We start from the raw sequence: 25,293 nt of genomic DNA, 5'->3' as shown, positions 1-25,293 counted from the left end.
CCGCCAAGTCCCTTCTTCTACTCAACCAACGCAAGCTCCACTTTTTCCTTTGCCGGCCTCTTGGGCAAGGTAAACGCCACCGCCAGCCCTGCCAGCGTCATTACCAGCACATAGCCAAACACCCGCATGTAAGCCAGGTCGCTCGGCAAGCTCAGGGCATTGGTCGTGGAGGGGGCGTGGTCGGATGCCAGCAGCGTGAAAATCATTTGCGCGCCGATGGCGAAGGCGCAGGCGAAGAACACATAGGTGACGCCTGTGGTTTCCGAGGTCCGTTCGGCAGGCGTGGCTTCAATGATCAGGTTGTAGATGGCTGGGTGAGCGAACGCGAATCCGATGGTCGAGAGGACGGCGCACGCCAGGGTGGCCGCCAGCGTCGCATGCAAGAACAACATCGCGGCCCATGCCGCTGAGGCTATCGACAGACCGATGATGGCCGCAGAACGAGCACCTCTGCGGGCAGCAATACGGCCACTGAGCGGTCCCCCAATGAGCGAAAACAGGTTGATGCACAACATGGACAGGCCGGCATAGGTGGCACTCAAGCCAAAGCTGCCCAGCGTGCCGCCAGGTTGCTGCAAATAAAGCGACATGACTTGCCCGATCTGAACGCAGCCCATGCCAATACACACCATGCAGAGATTGGCGCGAATGACTTGGCGGTTAGCCAATAGGCGCAAATCGATTAAGGGTGCCGGTTGTTGCCACTGTTGGCGTCCCCAGACCAGCAGAACGCCCACGCCAGCCACCAACAATCCCCAGGTATAGGCATCCCAGCCCCATGCAGCGCCCTTTTGCACCACCACCAGCAACGCAGCCAGCCCTGGCGCGAACAATAGACCGGAAAATAGAGAGACTCGTTGTCCGGCCTTGGGCTCGGAGTGATGCACCGCGAGGTAGACGGCCAGCATCGCCGCTAATGCGAGTATCAGTTTGAACCAGAAGCCGCCCTGCCATGAGTAGTGATCAATGACAACGCCGGCCGATAAATAGATCACGCCAGCACTGATCATTCCCACCGCGCTCAACAGACCTACTGCAAACGGTATGGATTTGGCGTCCAGGTTTTCGCGCAGAATGCCGAAGGCCAGCGGGGTCAATGCACTCGCCAGGCCTTGTATGGCGCAACCGGCGATCATCCATTCAAGGCTTGTGGCCAAGGCCGCAATCAACGCACCGGCCATGCACAAACCCAAGACCCAAAGCGTTATTTTGCGTCGGCCCATAAGGTCGCCAAGTCGCCCGCATAGCGCGGCGGCGATGGCCGACACCAGCCAGTAAATGGTTACCACCCAGCCGATGGCGGAGGAGTCTGGGAAGTGCCGGTACAGCACTGACAGCATGCTGTAGATCACCGTGATACCTGCCGAGGATACGATGCTTAAGAGCATCAGTGCAGTGTAAAGCCCAACTCGGTTGCGGCGTTGCGCGGGCTGCATCGGTTTCCCTCCAGTTATTATTTTTATTAGTGGGCACTGTCGTGCCCAGCAGAAGCTTGGCTTGACAGTAAATATGAACGCTGTTTACATAGATGAATATATCGAGCTCTGCGTCATACCTGCAAGCCTTAAGATCGCGACTCCGAAAAACAACAAAAAACGGGAGTGTATGCATGACCGTCAACCCAATGTCCGGAGCGTTGCAATGCGCCAAGGATAAAAAAATCGTTGTCATCGCCATGGGCTTCGGTGCCGCAGACAGCCTGGTGCAGGGGCTAATCGCGCAGGGCGCCAGCGTTAGCCTGGTCACCGATGCGGTGCAAGCAAGCACCTTGAATGCGGTGTGCGAAAGCGAGTTCAGCTCCCAATCGGGGCTGGCATTGGCGCTTCGGCAGGCCGTTCAGCAATTGGGTGAGATTGATGCCGTGGTTGTGGCCTTGACTCCGCCGGCTTCGCTGGTTGCACGCCCCATTACTTCGATGTCTTCCGAGGACTGGCAAAGCGCTTGCCTGACGCCCTTGCGTTTGGCGCGCCACTGTTTGCAGGAGGCATTCGCGCTGTTTGCCGGACGGTCCGGCAGTGTGGTGCTGCTGGGGGCGAATCTTTCACTGACGGGCAGCGCGGGCCTGACCGCGTTTTGCGCCTTCAGTGAAGGGCAGCGTGCGCTGATGAAATCTGCCGCCAGGCAGTGGGGTAGCAGAGGCGTCCGTGTGAACTGGGTAGGCGTCGACTCGGTGACCTTCGTGCCATCGCTTCAGGATGTGCCCATCCCGTTAAGCCCGGAAATGGGGCCACCGCCTCCTGCTTTAGGCTACGTCCCGACGCTGGACAAGGGTGTGGCTGAATCGATCGCGATGCTGGTCGCTGCTAGCGCATTGACCGGGGTTTCGCTTCCCGTGGACGGTGGTTTATGGATGGTCCCATGAGTAATCAAATGACGCGAGTGCTCGACGGTGAAACCGTGCTGGTCACCGGTGCGGGAGGCGGGCTTGGCCGAGGCATCGCGCTGGCGATGGCTGAAGTCGGTGCCCGGGTGGTGATCGCCGCACGCCGAGGCAGTACCGGCGAAGAAACGGCGCAACTGATCCGCGCGGAGGGTGGCGAGGCGTTGGCCATCGAGACCGATGTCACCTCACTGGAAGGCATGCGCCAGGCAGTCACCGCTGCCGTCAGCCATTTTGGCGGCCTGGATATTTTGGTGCATAACGCCACTCACGGTGCCTCAGGCCACCCGAAAAACCTCGAGGACTTTGCAGATGACGATTGGGATAACCAACTGGCGGTGGATCTGGTCGGTGCCCACAACTGCGCCGTCGCCGCGTTCGACGCTTTGCATGCCACGGGGTGTGGCCGCCTGATTCTGCTGTGTTCGGCGTTCGGTTTGCACGGCGCGGCGCTCAATCCGGGTTATGCCGCCAGTAAAGGCGCGATTCGCGGCCTGACCAAGGCCCTGGCGCGGGAATGGGGGCCCTTCGGCATTACCGTCAATGCGGTTTCTCCAGCAGCACTGACCCCGGCGGCTGAGGCTTTTTTCGCCATGAATCCGGTGCTGCGCGATCAGTACATCGCCAACTTCCCGCTGGGATACATGGGGCGTGAACGCGAGGATGTGGGGCGTGCCATTACGGCCTTGTGCAATCCCAACCTGAGTTATGTGACAGGGCAAATCATCCAGGTCGACGGCGGCCTTTATACCGCGGTTTAACGTTCAGGAGTGCTATCAATGAACCGACTACAAGGCAAAGTCGCCATCGTTACAGGGGCGGCGTCAGGTATCGGCCTGGGCGCTGCCAGACGTTTTGCGCAAGAGGGCGCGCGAGTGGTGTTGGCCGACCTTAATGGCGAAGGTGCACGTCGAGAAGCGGACAGCCTGTGTGCGGCCGGGGCGCAGGCGGTTGCCGTCACCGTGGACTTGGGCGATGAAACGTCGATCCGCGCCATGATCGATTTTACCCTCAAGACCTTTGGCGGTCTGGACGTGCTGTTCAACAACGCGGCTGCAACCCATTTGTCCCAGTTCAAGGACTCACCCGTCGAGCAGATGGATACTCAGGTTTGGGATGACACCCTGCGCATCAACCTGCGCGGGTGCATGCTCGCCAGCCGCATGGCGATCGCGCCGATGCGTCAGGGGGGCGGTGGTTCGATCATTAACACCAGTTCCGGCTCCGCCCAGGCCGGCGCACTCGGGTACAGCGCCTACGCAGTGTCCAAGGCCGGGATCGAAGCCTTGACTCGGTACATCGCGACCCAGCACGGCAAAGAGGGTATTCGTTGCAATGCCATCTCACCCGGTTTGATCGTGACGCCCGCCACCGAGCAGGGCTACGCCGGCCCTGCCGGCCAAATGATGCTTGAACATCACCTCACGCCACGCCTGGGTTCGGTGGAGGACATCGCCAGCGCAGCCCTGTATTTGGCCTCGGACGAAGCGGCATTCGTGACCGGCCAAGTGATCAACGTGGACGGCGGGCTTCTGGCGCATCAGCCCTATTACGCCGATGAGCGCCGCGCCATGGCCATTGCTCAGGAGTAACCATTCGATGAGTCAAGTTCAAACCCTTGAACAGCGTCTTGAAAGGGTTGAGGCGCAACTGGCTATTCAGCAACTTCCATCGCGTTATGCCCTGAGTGTCGACGGTCGTGACCTCGATGCGCTGGTCGCGCTGTTTACCGACGATGTGGACTGTGGCCGACGAGGCAGAGGGCGTGCGGCGCTCAAGGACTTTTACGCTTCGGAATCGATTCTCCAGGCGTTCTACCGCAGCGTGCACCAGATCTGCGGTCACACCATCGACTTGCAGGATGCCGACCATGCGACCGGCACCGTGTACTGCCGCGCCGAACATGAAGACGGTGAACACTGGGTGGTCATGGCTATCTGTTACTTCGACAGCTATGTGCGGCGTGACGGGGAATGGTTCTTTGAACGCCGTGACGAACGTCATTGGTACTCCACCGACTGGCAGCAACGCCCAGGGGTTCCGCAATGGCAGCACTGGCCGGGCAAATACACTGAGCCGCGATTTGAACCGCGCTTGCCGAGCAGCTTCCCGCATTGGGACACCTTTTGGTCGCGCAGTTCCAGTGAGTTGCGCCAACGCCTGACGAAGCAACCATGACTGCCTGCGAGGAGCACTCCATGTCCAACCTTGTCGCACCTTTATTTGAACCCTTGCAGCTCGGATCGCTGCGCTTGAACAACCGTATCGTGATGGCGCCCATGACCCGCAACTTCTCCCCTGGTGGCGTGCCAGGTGAAGACGTCGCGGGCTACTACAGTCGCAGGGCACTAGGCGAAACCGGTCTGATCATCACCGAAGGTGTCGGCGTCGATCATCCCTCGGCCTTGGGCGAGGCGGGCATCGGCGAAAGCGACCTGCCGCATCTTTACGGCGAAGCGGCGTTAGCCGGTTGGCGTCGGGTGGTCGAGCAGGTGCATGCCGTGGGTGGGCGTATTTTTCCGCAACTGTGGCACCAAGGGGTGATGCGTTTGCAGGGGACCGGCCCTAACCCTCACATACCATCGTCGCGTCCCTCCGGGATATGGGGGCCGCCTGCCGGCCTGACCTCATCGCCCGCCGACTACGTAGCGGCACAGTTGGTGCCGACCACGGCGATGAGCGAAGAAGACATCGCCGATGTCATTGCGGGCTATGCGCGCAGTGCCGCTCATGCCAAGGCGCTCGGTTTCGATGGGATCGCGATCCACGGCGCTCACGGTTATTTGATCGATACCTTTTTGTGGTGCGTGACCAACGCGCGCACCGATGCCTGGGGCGGTGACCGCAAGGCGCGCAGCCGCTTTGCCGTCGAGGTAGTGAAGGCCATTCGTACGGCGGTCGGTCCGGAGCTGCCGATCCTGTTCCGTTTTTCCCAATGGAAGCAGCAGGACTTCAAGGCTCGGCTGGCGGCGACGCCTGAAGAGTTACAGGACGTTCTGCTGCCGATTGCCGAGGCCGGCGTCGATGTTTTCGATGCCAGCGTGCGCTATTTCAATCGCGCCGAGTTTGCGGACATCAAAGGGAGCGACGGTGAGTTGAATCTGGCGGGCTGGGCCAAGAAAGTCACCGGCTGCATGAGCATGACGGTCGGCGGTGTCGGGTTGGAAAACGGTATGTACGACAGCAATAAACAGGGTGGGGCCCACTCCAGTAACAACTTTCAATTGCTCATGGCGCGTTATGAGCGGGGTGAGTTCGACCTGGTCGGTGTTGGCCGGTCTCTGTTGCAGGACCCCAATTGGGCAAGCAAGGCCCGCCAGGGCCAGGTTTTCGAACCCTTTAGCAATGAATCCCTGAGCGTATTGACCTGATCAAGCATTGGGTTCCCACGGGATGCCTCCGTAAAGCATGAAGAAGAGTGATGTGATGACGGTCAAAGAACAGTTTCAAATCCAGGCACGGCCCACCCGTGACGAAGCCGAAGAGGCAGTGCGCACCCTGATTCGTTGGGCCGGCGACGATCCCGATCGTGAGGGCCTGCTCGATACGCCACGACGGGTGGTCAAATCGTATGACGAATTCTTCGCGGGTTATCTTGAGGACCCACGAGAAATTCTGTCGCGCACCTTCGAAGAAGTCGAAGGCTACGACGAGATGATCGTGCTGACCGATATCCGTTTCGAAAGTCACTGCGAACACCATATGGTGCCGATCATTGGCAAGGTCCACGTGGCCTATCTGCCAGACAAGCGCGTGGTGGGGATTTCCAAGCTTGCGCGTTTGGTCGAGGTCTACGCCAAGCGTCTGCAGATTCAGGAAAAAATGACCGTGCAGATCGCCGATACACTCAGTGACGTGCTGCAACCGCTCGGCGTGGCCGTGGTCATCGAGGCGTCTCACCAGTGCATGACCACCCGTGGCGTGCACAAGGCGGGCGTCTCGATGGTCACCAGCCGGATGGTCGGCGCGTTCCGCGATCATGGCGAAACCCGCCGCGAACTGCTGGCGATCATCGGTCTCGCCGCTCACCCACGGTTTGCCAACAGCTGAGTAAGGAGATACGCAATGTCCAATTCGTCCCTCCACGGCAAGGCGATTCTGGTCACGGGTGGCGCAAAACGCGTCGGTGCGGCCATTGTCAGAGCCCTGCACGATGCCGGCGCCTCGATCATTCTGCATTACCGCCGCAGCGCCGGGGATGCCAACGAACTGGCCGAACGGCTGAACTGGGAGCGTCCGGGCTCTGTCACCTTATTGCAAGCCGACCTGCTGGACACGCAGGCGCTCGCAGGATTGGTCGAGTGTGCGGTTGAGAGCTTTGGCCGTCTTGACGGGCTGATCAACAATGCCTCCAGTTTCTACCCGACCCCGTTGGGCAGTATTGACGAACAGGCCTGGACCGACCTGATCGGCAGCAACTTCAAGGCACCGCTGTTTCTGTCTCAAGCGGCATGGCCACACCTGAAGGAAACCGGTGGCGCCATCATCAATATCATCGACATCAATGCGCAGAGACCTATCGCAGGCTTTTCGACCTACTGTGCAGCCAAGGCCGGGCTATTGGGGCTGACCAAAGCGCTGGCCGTCGAAATGGGCCCCCACGTACGGGTCAATGGCATTTCACCGGGCGCCATAGAGTGGCCTTCGGATGGCTTATTCGATGCGGCAACGCGGCAGACGATGATCGACTCCACATTGCTCAAACGCACGGGCGAACCCCATGACATCGCTCGCACCGTGTTGTTTCTGCTGGCGGACGCACCTTATATCAGCGGCCAAATTCTTGCGGTGGATGGCGGTCGGTCAGCCCACCTTTGACATTATCCGTTGACCTGGCTGCGGTATCTCGAGTGATTAATCAATAAAACTGAAGGGTGTTTTGGTGGTAAGGCGGATTATCCGGCGTCGCCTTCTCGGTAGTATCAGTCCAGTGCTGGGGTGCTGATGCGGGTACCCATGCTCTACAACGACAACAAGAAAGGGCTGCAGTTGATGAATATTTCTTCGCCTATATCAAACCAACCGCCGATGCGAGAGTTGAATGTTTCCAACGACTTGCTCGATGACCGCCAGGCACTGAACGCAGCCTGGGAACGCGATGGCTATTGGTTCTTCCGTGATGTCCTTGATCAGGCATCGGTGTCCCGTTTGCGCGGCGTCTACATGGACTTACTGGATGAGCTTGGGGTTACCCAAAAAGACGACGCCGAGGCGCTCTACAGCGGCAAAAGTCTCGAGGGGTTTCCGTTCCGCATGGAACCTTTGGTCGAACGTGAAATCTGGCGCCCTTTTGTCCAGGAACCGCCGATCCACGCGTTCTTCCAGCGCTTGCTGGATGACCAACCGTTCTGGATTCCAACCGTGGAGTACCGTGCCACGCCACCCACCGCAGAGCGCAAACCCAGCCGTCTGGATTACTTGCATCAGGATGGTTTCTACAACGTGGGTATTCCGTTCCTGATTTGCTGGATTCCGTTGTCAGTGATCAGTGATGAGATTGGTGGCCTGGTCCTGGCCGAGGGCATGCACAAAGGGCCGTATTTGCACGATGTGAACACGCCTCCATTGTTTCCGATCCCCAATGGCTCAGTCCCTGATCACGCCTGGCGGCGAACCACCTACCGCCCCGGCGATGTGCTGCTGATGCATATCAACACCCCGCACAGCGGGCTGGCCAACTACTCGGACCGTTTTCGTTTGTCGATGGACATTCGCATCATGGGAGCCTCGGGGCACACTCCGATTATCGGCACCTTGACCGCGTTATCCAGCAGTTCGGTCAGCGTGGTCGGTGACGATGGGCGCACAGGGACATTCGTCGTCGATACGCAAACCTATTGCCGGGGTATCGACGGCAAGAAGGTCCCTCTGGATGAAATTCCCCAGCGCATGAAGGCCGGTGATTCTGCGATTGTTGCTTTCAGCGACGGCCACGCCACCCTTATTCGTCCGCCGCACTGAGGAGCCTTCGATGCCATTACCCACTGTTTTTAATACACGGCTGGCCGGCAAAGTGGCCATCGTTACCGGCGCGGGCTCCCAGGGCAAAGGCGTTGGCACCGGAAAGGCCATCGCTTACCAGTTTGCACGGGAAGGCGCGAGGGTCTGCCTGGTAGATCAACACCCCGAGCGCGCGGAAGAAACCCTGGCGATGATTCTCGAGGCGGGCGGCGATGCGTTTGTTTGCGCCGGTGATGTCACCTCCGATGAGGACTGCCAGCGTTTCGTCAGCGATACGGTCGCGCGTTACGGGGCGCTGCACATTTTGGTCAATAACGTCGGCATCGCCACCGGCCCGCAGCGTTTTGAACAGCATCCCCTCGACCTGTGGCAGCGGGTGATGGAGGTTAACCTCAAAAGTGCTTTTTTGATGAGTCGGCACGCCTTGCCTCACCTCTTGGCAAAGCCCGGTTCGGCGGTGCTCAACATCGCCTCGACGGCCGGTTTGCAAGGCCACGGCTCGGTCGCCTATGGGCCGTCTAAAGCGGCGATGGTGCAAATGACCCGTGAGCTGGCGGTGATGTATGGCCGACAGGGGCTGCGCGCCAACACCGTCGCGCCAGGGCACATCTTTACGCCGTTGGTGGACGGTCTGCTTAACGAAAGCATGCGTACCCTGCGCCGCGGTATTGCCCCCTTGAACATTGAGGGTGATGCCTGGGATGTCGCCGCTGCATGCCTGTTTTTGGCCAGCGACGAGGCACGGTTCATCACCGGGATCTGTTTGCCTGTGGATGGCGGCGTGACGCAGGTTGCACCGCTGACTGCCTATGGCCAGGTTCAATCTGAAATCTGACCCCTTCTTCACGACGAGAACAATAACAATGAACGAGAACTGGCAAGCAGGGCATGAGTTGATGGTCCAGATGATGGGGCCTGAGTTCGCCAAGGCGATAGAGGCGGGGGCAACCTCAGGTGGTTTTGCCGCCGATGTCGCGCGCATGGCCATCGAGCATGCGTTTGGCAGCGTGTGGTCACGTCCCGGATTGGAACTCAAGTACCGAAGCGCGGTGGTCATTGGCGCGCTGATTGCTCAACACCAGCCGGCCGAACTGAAGAACCATCTGCGCTTCGGCCTGAACAATGGTCTGACGGTGTTGGAGCTGCAGGAAATCATCATTCAGACACTGCCGTACGTGGGCTTTCCGGCTATTTCCAGTGCGTTGACGGTGACGATTGAAGTGTTGCGCGAGCGCGGGTTGGACGGTGGGGTGAAAAAGGCCGACGAAAGCGGCTTGTTGTAGTTCCACAATCGCCCGTCGCACAGTGAGGTGCGACGGGCTGCTGGGGCGCTCAGGTCTGCGACGCGGGCAGGCGGATAATCAAGCCATCGAGTTCGGGGGTCATGTTGATCTGGCAAGTCAGTCGGCTTCTGTCATCCACGTCCATGGCGCAACTGAGCATGTCGACTTCATAGGCGGCGGCTTCTGGCATGTGTGCGGCCCATTCAGGTTCGACATAGCCATGGCAGGTTGCGCAGCTGCAACTCCCGCCACAGTCTCCGAGAATCCCTGGAATTTGATTATTGACGGCAAGCTGCATCACCGATTGACCGACTTCGGCCTGCACGGTTTGTTCCGTGCCATCGTGCTGGATAAACGTAAGTTTCGGCATCGTTGTTATTCTCAGGCCAGGGAAATCACGGGGTCGGTAACAGGCTTTTCAAGGGGATGCTGTCGTCTGCCAACTGTTCAGGGTCCAGTCGCAGACGCTCGGCGATGATACGTTTGGCGAGCATGAATTCGGGCGGACGATTGACGGTATCGGCCGCCAGCACCAGGCCGTCCTTGAGATAAAAGGCGCTGAACGAATCGCTGTCCAGCGAACCGCGCACCACCAACTGCTCGTAGCCTTGGGACAAACCGACCATTTTCAGCTTCAGGTCGTATTGATCAGACCAGAACCAGGGGATGACGTTATAGGGCTTTTGTTTGCCGCAGATCGCCGCCGCTGCGGTACGGGCCTGCTCCAGAGCGTTAGGGACCGACTCCAGGCGCAAGCGCCGCCCCAGCGATGCATTGGGATGATTGGTGCAGTCGCCGGCTGCGTAGATATCTGGATCACTGGTTTGTGCGTGCTCATCGACCAGAATGCCATTGTCGACGGCGAGGCCTGCCTCCTGCGCCAGCTCGGTATTGGGGATCAGGCCGATACCGACCACCACCAGGTCCGCCGGTACGCGAGTGCCATCGGCGCAGAGCACTGCTGATACCGCGTCGCCCGAACGGTCCATCTCTACGTCACTGACCTGCACGCCCGTACGAATCTCCACGCCGACTTCGCGGTGTTTGCGCTCATAGAAGGCTGAAAGTTCCGGTGCTGTGACCCTGGCCAGTACGCGAGGAAAGGCTTCCAGCACGGTGACCTTGAGGCCCACCTTGACTGCCACGGCCGCCACTTCCAGACCGACGTAGCCACCCCCCACGATGACCAGTCGCATGCCGGGTTCAAACTGACGACGCATGGCATCAACGTCACCCAGGGTGTGTAAGTAATGAAAATTGCCCGATTGTTCCGCGAGGCTCGTTTTCGGTACCGACAGCGGGCGAGGGCGGCCACCGGTGGTCAGTACGAGCTTGTCGTAGCCAATCCATTCGCCATTCGCCAATTCGACAGATTTGCGTTGTCGATCGATGCACAAGACCCGCGTGTTATTGATGATCTCGACGTTGGCTTTGATATAGGTGGCAGGGGATTTGATCAGCAGGCTTTCTGCTGTGGCCGCACCGGACAAGTAGGCCTTGGAAAGAGGCGGGCGGTGATAGGGCAAATGGGGTTCATCACCGATCAAGATGATTCGTCCACTCCAACCGTTGTCACGCAAGCTGGTGACTAACTCCCCGGCGGCATGCCCGGCGCCAACGATCACAGCCGTGCGATGGGTGTTTTCAGTCATTGTTCACCTGGCCTGGTATGAGGGCTTTGAGCGTAGCCGTTATGATTGTTGTTATGGGTTTTATTATGAACGCTGTTTCATATGCTGAACCATTGGTGTGGTGACTGTCAAACCACTTCATGCCAGAGATGGCCGGCGTAACCGGGTCTGGGCCTATTTTCAATGGCAACGAGCGGGCGCTATGATTTCGCGTCCAGCGGGATAATGCTCAATAAGAAAATCGACAAATGCATGGACCTTGCGCGATTCCCTGCGGCCTCGCGGATAAAGTACTTCCAGCGTGGGCGCCATCGAAACCCAGTCAGGCAACACCTGTTGCAAGTGCCCCGACGCCAATGAACCTTTCAAGTGAAAAGCCATTCCCTGGACAATGCCCAGGCCATTCAAGGCGGCTTCGATTCGCGTGTTGCCCTGGCTGATCGACAATCCTCCCAGGGTTTGCAGCTCGATCGGCTGCCCACCTTGCTGGAAGGACCATGGAAGTAAACGGCCGGTACGCTCTATCAGATAGTTGATGCACTCATGCCCATGCAGGTCGTCAGGTGTCAGCGGAATTCCCCGCTGGGCCAGGTAATGCGGTGAGGCAACCGTCAGCAGGGCTGAATGGCCAAGCGGCCTGGCGATCATTCCGGAGTCCCGGAGCAAGCCCAGCCGTATCATCACGTCGTACTGGTTTTCCACGGTTTCGAGGATCTGCTCCGAGTCGGAAAAATCCAGGTGTATAGCCGGATAACGCCGTCGAAACTCCGGGAGCAGGGGCATGATCAGGTGCTGGGCGATGGTACTGGGGATGTCCAGCCGCAGCCGCCCACGTGGTGTGCCGCCTTTGCCCGCCAGCTCGGCTTCGACACCGCTGATTTGATCGAGAATCTGTTGGCAGTGCACGTGATAGGTCACGCCTTCATCCGTCAGGCTCAAGCTCCGTGTGGTGCGATTGAGCAGCCTGACGCCGAGGTCTGTTTCCAGGTTGCTCAGGTGAGTCGACACCATCGACGGAGACAGCCCCAGGCTCGCCGCCGCTGCGCTCAGGGTGCCGCGGTCGACCACGGCAAGAAAGACTTCCATACAGCGCAACTTATCCATAGGCCCTGCTGATTCTTCAAGATAATTGAAAGATTAATTCGGTTTATGCAGGTTTATCTAGCGGTGAAGATCACATAAATTTATTTGGTTGAACAGTGTTCAACTGAACTCCTCTTGGATAAGCGAACCAATCATTCCGCTAAGGATGCCCCTCTTGAGTAACGATCAAACTGTGTTTCGCCTGGACGACAAGACTGCCGTTGTGACCGGCGCGGGCTCAGGCATTGGCCGAAGCATTGCCGAGTTGTTTGCCCGCGTGGGCGCGCAGGTCATCGTTGCCGATATCAACCTTGAGGCCGCGTGCGCTGTCGCCCAACGTATCGAAGCAGATGGGGGCAGGGCGACTGCGTTGAAAGTGGATGTTGCCGATGAGGCCGATGTCGTCGCACTGTTTGACCGGGTAGTGGCCGACTTCGGGCGTCTGGACATTTTGATCAATAACGCAGCGATTTTTCCGAAACGATCGTTTTTGGAAATCGACACAGCGTTTTGGGACAGGCTGCAATCGATCAATTTGAGGGGCACCTTCCTGTGCTTGCGCGAATCGATCAAGCATATGAAAACCCTGGGCGGCGGATCCATTGTGAATATCTCATCGGTGTCATCGTTGCAGGCGGTGGTCTATCACAACGCAACCTATAACGCCTCCAAGGCCGGGGTGAACGCCTTGACCCGGACCACGGCGCTTGAGTTCGCCGCCGACGGCATCCGGGTCAATGCCGTACTGCCAGGTGGCGTGATGACCTCCGGCGCCAAAGCTGCATCGGCAGCGATCGAGATTAAAGGGCCCATTCTGGGTCAAGGGCGGGTTCCGCTGGGTGGCATGGGAGAGCCGCAAGACATCGCCAATGCCGTGCTGTTCTTCGCCAGTCCGGCGTCTCGATACGTGACCGGGCAATTGCTGGCCGTGGACGGCGGCTTTCTAGTCAGTTAGGGCTGTCGCCGCTCTCTCCGTGGGATGTCATCTGTGATGAGGTGCGCCACGTTGGCGCGGATCAACTTTATTCGAGGAGCTGCTTGCCGCCATAGGACTCCGTGATTATAGTGAACGAGGTTCGCATATATGAACGGCGTTCGTGTATGTTGGAGATGCGCCCTCTGAAGCGGCTTCAGGTCGACTTCGGCGATGTTGTGGCCAGCGCACACCGATACCTGATGCTACGCGGAGATAATAATAATGGGTGCAAAACTGAATATTGAAGACTTCGACGACCCTTCCTTTGACCCGTTCCTGGAAGACGCGTTGATGTTTGGCGATCACCTTGATCCCTACGCCAAAATTGCCGAAATGCGTCGCCAGGGGTCGTTGCACAAAGGCGAATATCGGACGTTGATGGGTTTGTACGCAGACATCACCAAGCCAGCGGATGCGCAGTATTACAGCGTCTTCGGCTATGACGAGGTGGCTCAGGTATTGGGCGACCCGGCCACCTACGGCAATCATGCCTACGACTACAACATTGGCATCAGCTTCGGCCAGAGCATTTCGACCATGGATGCTCCGGAGCATCCACGGTTTCGCCGGATTTTCCAGAAAGCTTTTTTGCCGCAAACAGTCGCCGCCTGGGGTGAAACGCTAGTCGACCCGGTGTTAAGGGACTTGATGAGCTCGTTCGAAGGCCGAGGCGAAGCGGACCTGGTGCAGGAGTTCACCCTGCACTATCCCTTCCACATCATCTATCGCCAATTGGCGTTGCCGCCTGAAGACGCGAAGATTTTCCATAAGCTGGCGATTGCCCAGACCGTGGTGTCGGTGGACATCGAACACGGCACGGAAGCGTCGCGCAAGCTGGGTGACTATTTCATCAAGCTGGTGGCCGAACGCCGCGCCAATCCGGGCGATGACTTGGTCAGTTCTCTGGCATTGGCAGAAGTCGATGGCGAATATCTTCCGGAAAATGTGCTGATTTCGTTCTTGCGCCAACTGGTCAATGCTGCGGGCGATACCACCTATCGCGGCACCAGTGTGTTGCTGACGGGGCTGTTGACCAACCCAGAGCAACTGGAGGCTATTCGCAATGATCGCTCGCTGATTCCTCAGGCAATCGAAGAGGCATTGCGTTGGGATGGGCCGGTATTGATGCAGAGCCGTTACGCGCGTGCTGATGCGGTCTTGGGAGGGGTCAATATCCCGGCGGGTACCTTTATCGATGTGGTGGCGGGATCGGCCAACCGTGATGAGAGTAAATTCCCCGACCCGGATGCCTTCAATATTTTCCGCAAGCCTCAGCACCGGCATTTTGCGTTTTCCTTTGGTCCTCATGTCTGTATCGGTCAACACCTGGCCCGAGTTGAAATGACTCGCGCCTTGACGGCGATTCTCGACGGCTTGCCAAACCTGCGCCTTGATCCGGACAAGCCGGCTCCCCAAGTGCGTGGAACGATGATGCGGGTGCCGCATTCGATTCACGTGAAGTTTGGTTGACAGCCTCCACGCACAGGATGCAGCTCCGTCATGGTCAATGCGGCCATGACGGGCTTTTGATGAGTTAAGCCCAATGAAAGATTTCGATTACATCATCGTCGGTGCGGGTTCGGCCGGCTGCGTATTGGCCAACCGCCTCTCTGAGCATGCGCGCAATAACGTCCTGCTGATCGAAGCAGGGCCAGAAGACCGTAACCCGCTGATCCACATGCCCAAAGGGTTCGGCAAGTTACTGTCGGACCCGAAACACGCATGGTTTCTTCCGGTGACGACAGAGCAAGGCACCGGCCGCACCACGGAGATTTGGGCTCGCGGCAAGATGCTGGGCGGCTCCAGCGCCATCAACGGCATGGTCTACATGCGCGGCCACCCACAGGATTACGATGACTGGGAAGCCAACGGCGCGACCGGCTGGGGTTGGAAGACCATGGCCAAGGCGTTCCGCAGTATCGAGAACCACGCGCTGGGTGAAAGTGAGCTGCGCGGCGGTAAAGGCCCCTTGAAGCTGTCCACCTACAGCGACCGTAATGCGCTGGGAAATGCCGTGGTCAATGCCTGCAAGGGCCTGGGGTTGAAGCTGCGCGACGATATCAACGGACTCGATCACGAAGGCGTGGCCTACCTGACGTACACCATCAGCGGCGGTGTCCGGCAGAGCGCGGCGAAAGCGTTTCTTGGCCCGGTCCGTCAGCGAAAGAACCTCACCGTCGTCACTGATACCCAAGTGCAGCGGGTGCTATTCGAAGGTACGCGCGCCGTAGGTGTCGAGTGCATACAGGGCGGGACGTTGGTGTCTTACACTGCGCGTTGTGAGGTCATACTCAGTGCGGGGGCGCTGGAAACTCCACGTCTCTTGCAACTGTCCGGCGTCGGCGACAGCGCACACCTGACGACGCTGGGAATCCCGGTGGTTGCGCATAGTCCGAACGTCGGTCGCAACATGCGTGAACACCTGCTGTATTTCCTGCAGGTGCGCCTGCGCCATTGGCGTGACAGCCAGAACCGCGAGTTCAGCGGTGTACGGTTGATCAAAAATGCCTTGCGTTACTTTCTGACGAGAACCGGCCTCATGGCACTGGGTTCTTATCAAGTCGGTGGGTTCTTCAAAAGCCGTCCCGGGCTTGATCGCCCCGACGCGCAATTGATGATGGCCCCCTATTCGTTGGACTTTTCGTCGCCAACCTATGGCTTTGATACCTTTCCGGGTATGCAGTTATTTGCCTATCCCTTGCGTCCGCGCAGCCTGGGGAGCGTACAGATCACCTCGGCGGACCCGGCTCAGCCTGCACAGATCATCACCAATTACCTGGCCGATCCTTACGACCGTGAGGTATCGGTGGCCGCGTTTCGGTTCATGCGTAAAGTCGTCAACAGCGCGTCGATGAATCACATGGTCCTGGAAGAAACGCATCCGGGACCGAAAGTGCAGACCGACGAGGAAATTCTTGCCGAGTTTCGGCGGCGTGGGCAGTCGGGGTTTCATGCCTGTTCGACTTGCGCCATGGGCTCGCATGACGATGCCGTCCTGGATCCGAGGTTGCGGGTTAGAGGCGTTGAGGGATTGCGCGTGATGGATTTGTCGGTAATCCCCACGATGGTGTCAGGCAACACTAACGGGCCAATGATGGCTATGGCATGGCATGCAGCCGATTTGATTCTGGAGGACGCGCCATGAGTCGATTCGAGGACTACGTACAGGGCTTCGCAAACATTCACTTGGAGCGCAAGGACGGCATTGTGCAGTTGTCGGTGCATAGCGACGGCGGCTCGCTGCAATGGGGGGCGTTGGAGGGCAGCATCCACACCCAATTGGGTGATTGCTTTCGTGAGATTTCCCGCGACCCTGAAGTCCGCGTGTTGATTATTACCGGCACCGGTGATGCGTTTTGCGCAGCGATGAACATGGCCGAAATGCCCAGCGAGCCCATGTCTCAAGGTTGGCACCGCTTGCAGCGTGAAGGAAAGGATTTGCTGATGAACCTGCTGGACATTGAAGTCCCGGTCATTGGTGCCATCAATGGTCCGGCGCACATCCACGCCGAAATCCCGGTGCTGTCGGACATCGTACTGGCGAGCGAAACCACGGAGCTGGCTGATCTGGCGCACTTCGTCCACGGCGTCGTCCCCGGCGATGGCGTGCAAGTGGTGTGGCCGATGCTGCTGGGCGCCAATCGAGGGCGTTACTTCCTGCTGACCGGTCAGCGCCTGGGGGCCGCTCAAGCGCTGGCATTGGGCGTCGTCGCCGAAGTCTTGCCCGCGGACAAGCTGCTGGCGCGGGCCTGGGAACTGGCTGGGCAACTGGCGAGCAAGCCTCTGCATACCCTGCGCTATACCCGTGTCGCCTTCACTCAACCGATCAAGCGCCGGCTTCTGGAGGAGTTGGGCTACGGCCTGGCAATGGAAGGTCTGGCCACGATCGCCATGACTCAATAACGGTCACAAGAGGGTTTTTCAATGACTCACGTTTTAGATCCCCATGCTCAGGCTGTCGTGCAAAAAGCACTGGACCTGGCCACCACCCAAGGCGGTGAAGTCGGCGTTCAGGTGGCTGCCTACCTCAATGGCAAGCTGGTGATCGACGCCTGGAGTGGTTACACGGACGAGGCACGGACACAAGCGGTCGATGGCGATACGCTGTTTAATGTCTACTCGGTGACCAAGGCCGTTGCGGCCACCGCCTTGCATATTCTCGCCGACCGAGGCCAGATCGATTACGACTCGCCGGTCAGTCGTTACTGGCCCGAATACGCTGCCAATGGCAAGGCATTGACCACCGTTCGTGATGTGCTGACGCATCGCGCCTGTGTACCGCAAATGCCCGAGGGTGTGACCCCGGAACTGATGTGCGACTGGGACTGGATGACTCAGGCCATCGCAGACCTGGAACCGTTGGCGACGCCTGGCACCAAGACCCTGTACCTGTCGATGACCTTCGGCTGGATCATCGGCGAATTGGTCCGCAGGGTTGATAGCAAGCAGCGTTCCTTTGGCCGCTTTGTGCGCGAGGAAATCGCTGAGCCGCTGGGCATTACCGACCTGTGGATCGGCATCACCGATGAGGTTGAGCCGCGTGTCGCCAGGCAAACCAATGCCATGGTGTCGGTGCCTGCCGAGTACCTGCCACCGCTGTTCAGCGCCTCGATGCCAGACGCCGTTGCGTTGGTTCCCGAAGTCTTCGAGCGGGCCGACGTGCGTCGGGCAGAGGTCGCGGGGGTAGGGGGTATATTCAACGCTCGCTCTGAGGCGCGGTTCTGGGCGTTCCTCGCCAACGGTGGCGAACTTGACGGGGTACGCTTGCTTTCCAGGGAGCTGGTCGCGACCCTGAACACGCCGCGGGCCAACAGCGAAGAGCCCGACCCGGTGATGTTCGGCTTTCCGATTCCGATCACCATCGGCGGTTTCTGGTTCGGTGGCAACTACCCTCCCGTGACCTGCGTGCAGAACCCCCGCGCGATCTGCCATCCGGGCCAGGGCAACTCGATTGGCTGGGCAGACCCGGATGTCAATCTGGCTGTTGCGATTTGTCATAACAAGCTGTTCAACCCGACCAGTCCGGAAGAAGACCCGCTGCTGCCCATTGCTCAGGCAGTACGTGAGGCATTGGGTATTTGAATGAGCATTGACATCGAACATTTGAAATCCTGGATCGGTCGGCAAGAACATCAGAGCGACCGGCTCACGCCGGTGCCCATGACAGCCTTGGCCGCGACGCTGGAGCATGAGCCGGTTTTTACCGGACCGGAGCATGCGCTGCCGGAGTTGTGGCACTGGTTGTACTTTTTGCCGCTTGCACAACAGTCGGCTATCGGCGATGACGGTCATCCGCGGCGTGGCGGGTTTCTGCCGCCCATCGAACTGCCTCGCAGAATGTGGGCCGGTGGGCGGCTGGAGTTTCTGCGCAGTCCTTTGGTGGGCAGTTCGGTCGAGCGGACTTCGACGATTCTTGATGTCACCCACAAGAGCGGTCGTAGCGGTGAGCTGGTATTCGTCACGTTGGAGCACCAACTCGCAGATTCAGGCGGAGTGCTGATCCGCGAAGAGCAAGATCTGGTTTACCGTGATCATCCGCAGCCAGGGACGCCCTTACAGGCTACCGAACCGACGCTGCGCAAGCCGTTGTGGACCCGGGAAATCACCCCGGACCCGGTCCTGCTGTTTCGGTATTCGGCACTGACGTTCAACGGCCACCGTATTCATTACGACCGACCTTACGCACAGGCGGTAGAGGGTTATCCGGGGTTGGTGGTGCACGGTCCGCTGATCGCCACCTTGCTTGTGGATTTATTTCATCGGCAGATGCCGGGCGTCAGGCTCAAACACTTCAGTTTCCGCGCCATGCGGCCGTTGTTCGATACGGCACCGATCACCCTGTGTGCCTTACCCGCTGACAACGGGGCAACGGTGCTGCTGTGGGCTAAAGGGCCCGATGGGGAAATAGGTATGGAAGCGACCGCCACGCTGGCTTGACCCTGCGCCGCGATCCAGTGACTTAGCATCAAGGAGAACCCATGCGTTCCTATTTGTTCGTTCCCGGTAATCGCCCTGAGCGTTTTGCCAAAGCCTATGCAGCGGGTGCCGACGTCGTGATCATTGATCTGGAGGACGCGGTGGCCGATGCCGATAAACCTCAGGCTCGTGAGCATGTGCGCACAGCCGTGGCGGGCGGCGCGCGTGTCTGCCTGCGGATTAACGCCTACGGTTCGCCCTGGTTCGCTGACGATCTAGCACTGTTGTCGTCAATTAACGTCGAGAGTGTGATGCTGCCGAAGTCTGAGACCCTGGAGCCATTCCTGGCTTTACGCGAGGTGACGCAGGCGCCGATTATCGCTTTAGTGGAAACCGCGCTGGGTATCCATCAAGTGCTGATCGTGGCGCAAGCCCCTGGGGTCCAGCGCATCGCTTTTGGGTCAGTGGACTATCAATTGGACGTGGGCTGTGATGGCAGTGATGACGCCTTGTTGTACGCGCGCTCGCAAATCGTCGTCGCCTCGCGGGTGGCACGTATTGAAGGGCCGATCGATGGGGTCAGTGTCAGCATCGATAACCAGGATGCGATAAGGCATGAGGCCTCGCACGGCAAGGCGCTCGGCTTCGGCGGCAAGATGTGTATCCACCCGCGGCAGGTGCCTCTGGTCAATCAGGTGTTCAGCCCCTCCGAGCGTGAGATGGCCTGGGCCAGGGAGGTCGTCCAGGCCTTCGCACTCTCGAATGACGGCGCAGTGCGGGTGCGCGGGGAAATGGTCGATCTACCGGTGCTGCTCAAAGCGCGAAAAATCATCGCTCAAGGCGAGTCCGCCTAGGTTGTAGTGCAACACCCAATTCCGATGGAATCGAATCAGGTGTTGCAGCGGTTGCTCATGCGTGACCGAGCAGACCGGATGCGGCGGTGCCTACTGAAATCAGTAGCTCGCGCAGCTCATTGAGTTTGTGCTGCATGCGTTCGGCAGGTGCTGCGATCACCAACGCTGCAGCGACTGTACCGTCGGTGTTGTGGACCGGTACTGCAATGCCGGCGGCGCCTTCGCTTAGCTCGCTGATGCTGATGGAGACGCCGGTTTCACGAATCTCTTTCAGCTGCTTTTTCAACGTGCTGCGATCTGTGATGGTGCGCCAAGTCATGGCCTTCAGCTTGGCGGACTTGAGGTAGGTCTCCTGGCTACGCTCATCCTGATAAGCCAACAACAGACGACCAGGGGCTGTGCAGTGGAGAGGACGTGGAGCACCCAGCGGCGAAACGTAACGCACCGGGTTCTGTGAGTCGATACCGTCGATGTGGGTAACCATCTGTGACTCCATATCGATCACGGACAGGTACACGCTTTCGCCAGACTTGACGGCCAACTCTTCGAGATAGGGGCGCATCAGCTTGGGGAAGTTGCGGGTGGCCAGGATGTCTCCCGCCAGCCGGTATATAAACGGACCAAGCCGGTAACGATTGCTGCCATGGCTGAGATAGCCTTCAGCGACCAGCGGACGCAGCAGCGTTAACAGACTGCTTTTCGGGGATTCCAGAGTCACGCTCAATTCGGCCAGTGAAAGGCCGTCGACGGCCTTGGCCAGGGTTTCGAACAGGCCCAGGATCCGCGTTACAGAGCGTGGGCCCATGGATACTTGAGATTCAGCACTATCCACGTGTATTACCTTTTCCATGATTGATCAAAATCGTTGTACTGATGTCTAGGCCATCGCATGCAACGGTACTGCTTGAAGTAGTTGTGCATCATACCAAATACCGTTTAACAATTCCCTTTGATCTTGAACGCCCTGTAAATGCTGCGCTGTAGCCAATATTTTCTGAGCCTATGGCTTATTTATAGAAGGAATTTGCTCAGTACGCAGTTTTTTTTGGTGCTTTCTGAACGGCTTATTTGTTTGCATATGTGAATGCTGTTCAGTATTCTGCTGCGAGTGATCACCTCAAATTGCGGCTATCTGCTCGCTGCTGTGAGCCTGTCCGGGATTATAGGTGATGAGTATTCACGATCGAGGGATCAGGCATGACGGATATGGTTAAGGGCAAGGTGGTGGTCGTCACGGGCTCCGGTGGCGGGATTGGGCGAGACATTGCACTGCTCATGGCGAAATACGGTGCCAAGGTGGTGGTCAACGATGTGGGGGCCTCTGTCAGTGGTGAGGGGCTGGATGTCGGGCCCGCGCAGAAAGTTGCGGATGAGATCAGGGCCGCCGGCGGCGATGCCGTGGCCAATACCGACAGTGTTTCCGACCCGGCGGCGGCGGCCAGGCTGATCGAGCAGGCGGTGCAAACCTATGGGCGGATCGATGTCGTGGTCAACAACGCCGGTATCTTGCGTGACCGTTTTTTTCACAAAATGACAGCCGAAGAGTTTGACGCGGTACTTAAGGTCCATCTCTACGGCACCTTCTACGTCAGCCGCGCTGCCGCCAACTATTTCAAGGAACAGGAGTCGGGGTGCTTCGTGCACATGACTTCTACCTCTGGCCTGATCGGCAACCTCGGTCAAGCCAACTACAACGCGGCGAAGCTGGGCATTATGGCGTTGTCCAAGTCCATCGCCCTGGACATGCAAAAATTCAATGTCCGGTCGAACTGTGTCGCGCCTTTCGCGTTCAGTCGCATGATTGGCGCCATACCCACCGATACGCCTGAGCAGCAGGCCCGCGTCGAAAAAATCAAACAGATGACGCCGGCAAAAATCGCCCCCATTTGCGTGTACCTGGCCAGTGATCAGGCAGCTGAGGTCAACGCTCAGGTGTTTGCGGTGCGTAATAACGAGATATTTTTGATGAGCCAGCCGCGACCGATCCGATCGGTACAGCGCTCGGAAGGCTGGACCCCTGAAACCCTGGCTGAGCACGGTATGCCCGCGCTGAAAGGCTCCTTCATACCCATGGATCGCTCCGGCGACGTCTTTACCTGGGATCCTGTTTAAAGCTGGCAGTCGCGGTAATTGGGATCGAGTTCGTCGCTTGCGACGTTAATAAAAACAACAATAACAGCCGCTTTGTGACCAGAGACGGCAGAGGAGGGAAGTAACGTGACTTACCCTGATAACTGGACAGTACCTGCACATGTCCCGCCCCATCTGGTGGTTGATTTCGACTGCCTTCATCCGGCAGGCGCCGAGACCGACGTGCACCTTGCCTGGAAGGTGCTGCATGACGGCCCTGACATTGTCTGGTCGCCTTATAACGGCGGGCACTGGATCGCCACCCGCGCCGAGGACATTGAAGTCATCCAGAAAGATGGTGCTCGTTTCTCTCATCGCATCGTAAACATCCCGCCTACGCCGCAAATCACTCTGGTTCCGCTGGAATTGGATGTGCCGGAACATACGGCTTATCGAGCGTTGATCACACCGTCTTTCCTACCGCAGGCCATTGCCTCTATGGAAGACGATATCAGGGCTCTGACGATCGAGTTGATCGAAGGTTTTCAGGCGAACGGTCAGTGTGAGTTCGTCAACGACTTCGCCAAAATGTTGCCGATCCTGATTTTTTTGCGCCTGGTGGACCTGCCCAGCAGTGATCGCCTTGAGTTGCTGACGATGGCGGAGATGGCCGTGCGCGGCACGTTGGAAGAGCGCATCGAGTCGCAGGTTTTACTGCAACGCTACCTTGGAAAGTGGATTCAGGAACGGACGCTCAAGCCTGGCAACGATGTGATCAGCCTGATCGTCAATGCGCAGATCGACGGTGAACCGATCCGGCCCGAACGGATGTTTGGCATGCTGATTGTGGTGCTGTTCGGTGGCTTGGACACCGTTGCTTCAATGATGAGTTTTATCTGCCGCTTCCTGGCTGATCACCCAACTAAAAGGCAGCAATTGGTTGACGATCCCCAATTGATCAATACCGCGGTCGACGAATTGATTCGTCGTCACGGGGTCACCAATACCGCGCGGGTCGTGACTGGCGATTTCGACTTCAAAGGTGTGCCGCTCAAAGACGGCGATCAGATTCAGGTTCCGAATGCGCTTTTCGGTCTCGACGAACGCCGCTTTGCCGATCCCATGGATGTCGACTTGACACGCAAGCCAGTGATCCACGCAGCCTTCGGCAATGGTCCGCACCGCTGCCCCGGGTCGTTTCTGGCCCGCACCGAGATCAAGGTGTTCCTGCAGGAATGGCTCAAGCGCATTCCAGATTTTCGCGTGAAGCCAGGCGAGCAAGCGCGTACGGCGTCAGGAGCGGTGAATGGGGTGCTTCATTTGCCGCTGGTCTGGGACGTTATCTAAGGAGTCGAGATGAAACAGTGGCAATGCATTTTCTGCGGTTTTTTTTATGACGAAGCCTTGGGTCTGCCCGAAGAGGGCATCGCCCCCGGGACGCGCTGGGCAGATATTCCCGAAGACTGGATGTGCCCTGAATGTGGTGCCGCCAAAGTTGATTTCACCATGGTCGAAGTCTGATTGTCTCGCACCTTAAGGCGATAGACGTCCAGGACGTCAACCTACTTCCAAAAGGATACCCGAATGGATTTTTCAAGTTATAAAGCGCTCAAGCTGGAACGCGATGAGAACGGTATTTTGACGATCACCTTCAACCGTCCTGACTCACTCAATGCCGTGGATGCGGGCATGGATGAGGAATTGGGCAGAGTGTTCACCGAAGTCGGATACGACGAGCAGACCCGCGTGGTGATCCTGACCGGTGCCGGCCGTGCTTTCAGCGCGGGCGGCGACCTTGAAGAAATGCAACTGGTCATCGATGAGCCCCAGCGATTTATCGACGGCATGCGCCGTGGCAAGCAACTGCTCTTTTCGATGCTTGATTGTCCTAAACCGATCATTGCCAAAATCAACGGTCATGCCATAGGCCTGGGCGCCACCCTGGCACTCTTCTGTGACCTGACCTACGCCACGTTAACCGCCAAAATCGGCGATCCTCATGTCAGCGTGGGTTTTGTCGCCGGTGATGGCGGCGCGGCCATCTGGCCGCAACTGATCGGTTATGCGAAGGCCAAGGAGTATCTACTGACGGGCGAGGCATTGACCGGCGAAGAGGCTGCCCGTATCGGCTTGATCAACCATGCTGTCGCGGCCGAAGAGCTTGACGAAACCGTCCAGGCGATGGCGCTCAAGCTGGCCCAGGGCGCCTCGAAAGCCATCCAGTGGACCAAGCTTGCGGTCAACATCAGCCTCAAGCAGATCGTCAGCTCGGTGATCGATGCCTCGTTCGCCTACGAGGCCTTGTCCAACCAGACCGAAGACCATCAGGAAGCAGTCAATGCGTTCCGGGAAAAACGTAAACCGGTATTCAAGGGTCGCTGACACTCACTGTATTGAAAAAGGGCATCTGATATGAGTAAGACCGCGGTGATTACGGGCGGCTTCGGCAGCCTGGGTGTTGCAGTAGGCCGATCATTTGCACAGGCAGGCTGGCAGGTGGCGCTGGTAGATCGGGCGGCGCAGGCTCTGCCAGCGATCAACGCCGAGTTCAGTGGGCAGTTGTTGCTGGGCGATGTGGACCTGACGGACCTGGCCGCGGCAAACAGTGCCTTGGCCAAGGTCCAGGCGCATTTTGGCAGTGTGGATGCGCTGATTAACGTCGCGGGCGGGTTTCGCTGGGAAACGCTGGAGGACGGCGATCTGGCGACCTGGGATCTGCTGTACCAGATGAACCTGCGTACTGCCGCGACGGCCTGCAAAGCCTCACTCGCCCATCTGAAGGCAAGCGGGGCAGGGCGCATCGTCAACATTGCAGCCGGTGCTGCCAGCAAGGCAGCCTTGGGCATGGGTGCCTATGCCGCGTCCAAGGCCGGGGTGGTGCGACTGACCGAGGCGGTGGCTGAAGAGCTGAAGGATCATGGGGTCACCGTCAACGCGATCTTGCCGTCGATTATCGATACGCCGCAGAACAGAACAGACATGGCAGATGCTGACTTCACGCGATGGGTCCAACCTTCACAGATCGCCCAGGTGATTCTGTTTTTGGCGTCTGACGCAGCGTCGGCAATCACTGGCGCGTCGATCGCGGTCAACGGCAGGGTCTGATTTTAAGACGAGAAATCAGGCCGTTGGCGATCCC

General features: G+C 58.5%; 27 protein-coding genes. 22 read left to right on the top strand and 5 right to left on the bottom strand.

Annotated features, from left to right (window positions below; all coding sequences use genetic code 11):
* Positions 1–17: 17 nt before the first annotated feature.
* On the bottom strand, positions 18–1,436 hold the full coding sequence (locus AD670_RS19885) for an MFS transporter (RefSeq protein WP_053136189.1): 1,419 nt from the start codon (positions 1,434–1,436) through the stop codon (positions 18–20).
* Positions 1,437–1,609: 173 nt separating this feature from the next.
* Here AD670_RS19885 and AD670_RS19880 point away from each other — a divergent pair, with 173 nt between their 5' ends.
* The 10 genes from AD670_RS19880 to AD670_RS19835 all read left to right on the top strand — a co-directional run bounded on the left by AD670_RS19880 (position 1,610) and on the right by AD670_RS19835 (position 9,624).
* Complete coding sequence (locus AD670_RS19880; RefSeq protein WP_053136186.1) at positions 1,610–2,362, top strand: SDR family oxidoreductase; 753 nt, start codon at positions 1,610–1,612, stop codon at positions 2,360–2,362.
* Complete coding sequence (locus AD670_RS19875; protein WP_053136183.1) at positions 2,359–3,141, top strand: SDR family NAD(P)-dependent oxidoreductase; 783 nt, start codon at positions 2,359–2,361, stop codon at positions 3,139–3,141. Before AD670_RS19880 ends, AD670_RS19875 begins: the two co-directional genes overlap by 4 nt.
* Before the next feature lie 18 nt (positions 3,142–3,159).
* Positions 3,160–3,972 carry an SDR family NAD(P)-dependent oxidoreductase gene (locus tag AD670_RS19870; protein ID WP_053136180.1) on the top strand — a complete coding sequence of 271 codons (813 nt, stop codon included), beginning with the start codon at positions 3,160–3,162 and terminating at the stop codon, positions 3,970–3,972.
* 7 nt (positions 3,973–3,979) lie between these two features.
* Positions 3,980–4,558: a nuclear transport factor 2 family protein gene (locus AD670_RS19865; protein ID WP_053136176.1), complete on the top strand. Its 579-nt coding sequence runs from the start codon at positions 3,980–3,982 to the stop codon at positions 4,556–4,558.
* Between the two features lie 20 nt (positions 4,559–4,578).
* The gene (locus AD670_RS19860; RefSeq protein ID WP_053136173.1) at positions 4,579–5,751 is read left to right on the top strand and encodes an NADH:flavin oxidoreductase; all 1,173 of its coding nucleotides are present in this window, start codon (positions 4,579–4,581) and stop codon (positions 5,749–5,751) included.
* A 55-nt stretch (positions 5,752–5,806) separates the two neighbouring features.
* The gene (folE, locus tag AD670_RS19855) at positions 5,807–6,430 is read left to right on the top strand and encodes a GTP cyclohydrolase I FolE (protein WP_053136170.1); all 624 of its coding nucleotides are present in this window, start codon (positions 5,807–5,809) and stop codon (positions 6,428–6,430) included.
* 15 nt (positions 6,431–6,445) lie between these two features.
* Positions 6,446–7,198 carry a pteridine reductase gene (locus tag AD670_RS19850; RefSeq protein WP_053136167.1) on the top strand — a complete coding sequence of 251 codons (753 nt, stop codon included), beginning with the start codon at positions 6,446–6,448 and terminating at the stop codon, positions 7,196–7,198.
* A gap of 126 nt (positions 7,199–7,324) precedes the next feature.
* Positions 7,325–8,341, top strand: a complete 1,017-nt coding sequence (locus AD670_RS19845) for a phytanoyl-CoA dioxygenase family protein (protein ID WP_082341004.1) — start codon at positions 7,325–7,327, stop codon at positions 8,339–8,341.
* Between the two features lie 10 nt (positions 8,342–8,351).
* The gene (locus tag AD670_RS19840; protein WP_053136161.1) at positions 8,352–9,176 is read left to right on the top strand and encodes an SDR family NAD(P)-dependent oxidoreductase; all 825 of its coding nucleotides are present in this window, start codon (positions 8,352–8,354) and stop codon (positions 9,174–9,176) included.
* 28 nt (positions 9,177–9,204) lie between these two features.
* Positions 9,205–9,624 carry a carboxymuconolactone decarboxylase family protein gene (locus AD670_RS19835; RefSeq protein ID WP_053136158.1) on the top strand — a complete coding sequence of 140 codons (420 nt, stop codon included), beginning with the start codon at positions 9,205–9,207 and terminating at the stop codon, positions 9,622–9,624.
* A 49-nt stretch (positions 9,625–9,673) separates the two neighbouring features.
* Here AD670_RS19835 and AD670_RS19830 read toward each other — a convergent pair whose 3' ends face one another.
* The 3 genes from AD670_RS19830 to AD670_RS19820 form a co-directional block, all read right to left on the bottom strand.
* Positions 9,674–9,994 (bottom strand): 2Fe-2S iron-sulfur cluster-binding protein, encoded by a 321-nt coding sequence (locus AD670_RS19830; protein WP_053136155.1) that lies wholly within the window; start codon positions 9,992–9,994, stop codon positions 9,674–9,676.
* A 25-nt stretch (positions 9,995–10,019) separates the two neighbouring features.
* Positions 10,020–11,276 (bottom strand): NAD(P)/FAD-dependent oxidoreductase, encoded by a 1,257-nt coding sequence (locus AD670_RS19825; protein ID WP_053136152.1) that lies wholly within the window; start codon positions 11,274–11,276, stop codon positions 10,020–10,022.
* Positions 11,277–11,435: 159 nt separating this feature from the next.
* Positions 11,436–12,359 (bottom strand): LysR family transcriptional regulator, encoded by a 924-nt coding sequence (locus AD670_RS19820; RefSeq protein ID WP_082341003.1) that lies wholly within the window; start codon positions 12,357–12,359, stop codon positions 11,436–11,438.
* A gap of 154 nt (positions 12,360–12,513) precedes the next feature.
* Here AD670_RS19820 and AD670_RS19815 point away from each other — a divergent pair, with 154 nt between their 5' ends.
* The 7 genes from AD670_RS19815 (at position 12,514) to AD670_RS19785 (ending at position 20,084) form a co-directional block, all read left to right on the top strand.
* The gene (locus AD670_RS19815; RefSeq protein WP_218187633.1) at positions 12,514–13,293 is read left to right on the top strand and encodes an SDR family NAD(P)-dependent oxidoreductase; all 780 of its coding nucleotides are present in this window, start codon (positions 12,514–12,516) and stop codon (positions 13,291–13,293) included.
* Positions 13,294–13,536: 243 nt separating this feature from the next.
* Positions 13,537–14,784, top strand: a complete 1,248-nt coding sequence (locus tag AD670_RS19810) for a cytochrome P450 (protein WP_053136143.1) — start codon at positions 13,537–13,539, stop codon at positions 14,782–14,784.
* Positions 14,785–14,857: 73 nt separating this feature from the next.
* Entirely contained in the window at positions 14,858–16,459 is a 1,602-nt protein-coding gene (locus AD670_RS19805; RefSeq protein WP_053136140.1) for a GMC family oxidoreductase, read from the top strand.
* Positions 16,456–17,217, top strand: a complete 762-nt coding sequence (locus AD670_RS19800; protein WP_053136137.1) for an enoyl-CoA hydratase/isomerase family protein — start codon at positions 16,456–16,458, stop codon at positions 17,215–17,217. Before AD670_RS19805 ends, AD670_RS19800 begins: the two co-directional genes overlap by 4 nt.
* Before the next feature lie 21 nt (positions 17,218–17,238).
* The gene (locus AD670_RS19795) at positions 17,239–18,396 is read left to right on the top strand and encodes a serine hydrolase (protein ID WP_053136134.1); all 1,158 of its coding nucleotides are present in this window, start codon (positions 17,239–17,241) and stop codon (positions 18,394–18,396) included.
* Positions 18,397–19,251, top strand: coding sequence for a MaoC family dehydratase N-terminal domain-containing protein (locus AD670_RS19790; RefSeq protein WP_053136131.1), 855 nt, complete (start codon positions 18,397–18,399; stop codon positions 19,249–19,251).
* Positions 19,252–19,292: 41 nt separating this feature from the next.
* Positions 19,293–20,084, top strand: coding sequence for a CoA ester lyase (locus tag AD670_RS19785; RefSeq protein ID WP_053136128.1), 792 nt, complete (start codon positions 19,293–19,295; stop codon positions 20,082–20,084).
* A gap of 55 nt (positions 20,085–20,139) precedes the next feature.
* Here the strand turns inward: AD670_RS19785 and AD670_RS19780 are convergent, their stop codons facing one another.
* Positions 20,140–20,889: an IclR family transcriptional regulator gene (locus AD670_RS19780; protein ID WP_156338274.1), complete on the bottom strand. Its 750-nt coding sequence runs from the start codon at positions 20,887–20,889 to the stop codon at positions 20,140–20,142.
* 392 nt (positions 20,890–21,281) lie between these two features.
* On the opposite strand from AD670_RS19780, the gene AD670_RS19775 reads away from it, so the two are divergent.
* From AD670_RS19775 to AD670_RS19755, 5 genes are all read left to right on the top strand, one after another.
* A complete protein-coding gene (locus tag AD670_RS19775; RefSeq protein ID WP_218187632.1) occupies positions 21,282–22,196 on the top strand; it encodes an SDR family NAD(P)-dependent oxidoreductase in 915 nt (304 codons plus the stop codon).
* A gap of 105 nt (positions 22,197–22,301) precedes the next feature.
* Entirely contained in the window at positions 22,302–23,501 is a 1,200-nt protein-coding gene (locus AD670_RS19770; RefSeq protein ID WP_053136120.1) for a cytochrome P450, read from the top strand.
* Between the two features lie 9 nt (positions 23,502–23,510).
* The gene (locus tag AD670_RS19765; protein WP_053136117.1) at positions 23,511–23,675 is read left to right on the top strand and encodes a rubredoxin; all 165 of its coding nucleotides are present in this window, start codon (positions 23,511–23,513) and stop codon (positions 23,673–23,675) included.
* Positions 23,676–23,738: 63 nt separating this feature from the next.
* Positions 23,739–24,536, top strand: coding sequence for an enoyl-CoA hydratase/isomerase family protein (locus tag AD670_RS19760; RefSeq protein WP_053136114.1), 798 nt, complete (start codon positions 23,739–23,741; stop codon positions 24,534–24,536).
* Between the two features lie 30 nt (positions 24,537–24,566).
* Complete coding sequence (locus AD670_RS19755; protein WP_053136112.1) at positions 24,567–25,259, top strand: SDR family NAD(P)-dependent oxidoreductase; 693 nt, start codon at positions 24,567–24,569, stop codon at positions 25,257–25,259.
* The last annotated feature ends 34 nt before the right edge of the window (positions 25,260–25,293 follow it).

It is taken from the genome of Pseudomonas sp. MIACH (assembly GCF_001269925.1).
Classification (GTDB): domain Bacteria; phylum Pseudomonadota; class Gammaproteobacteria; order Pseudomonadales; family Pseudomonadaceae; genus Aquipseudomonas.
The sequence above is the reverse complement of the archived record's forward strand: the minus strand, read 5'-3'. Positions and strand labels throughout refer to the sequence as shown.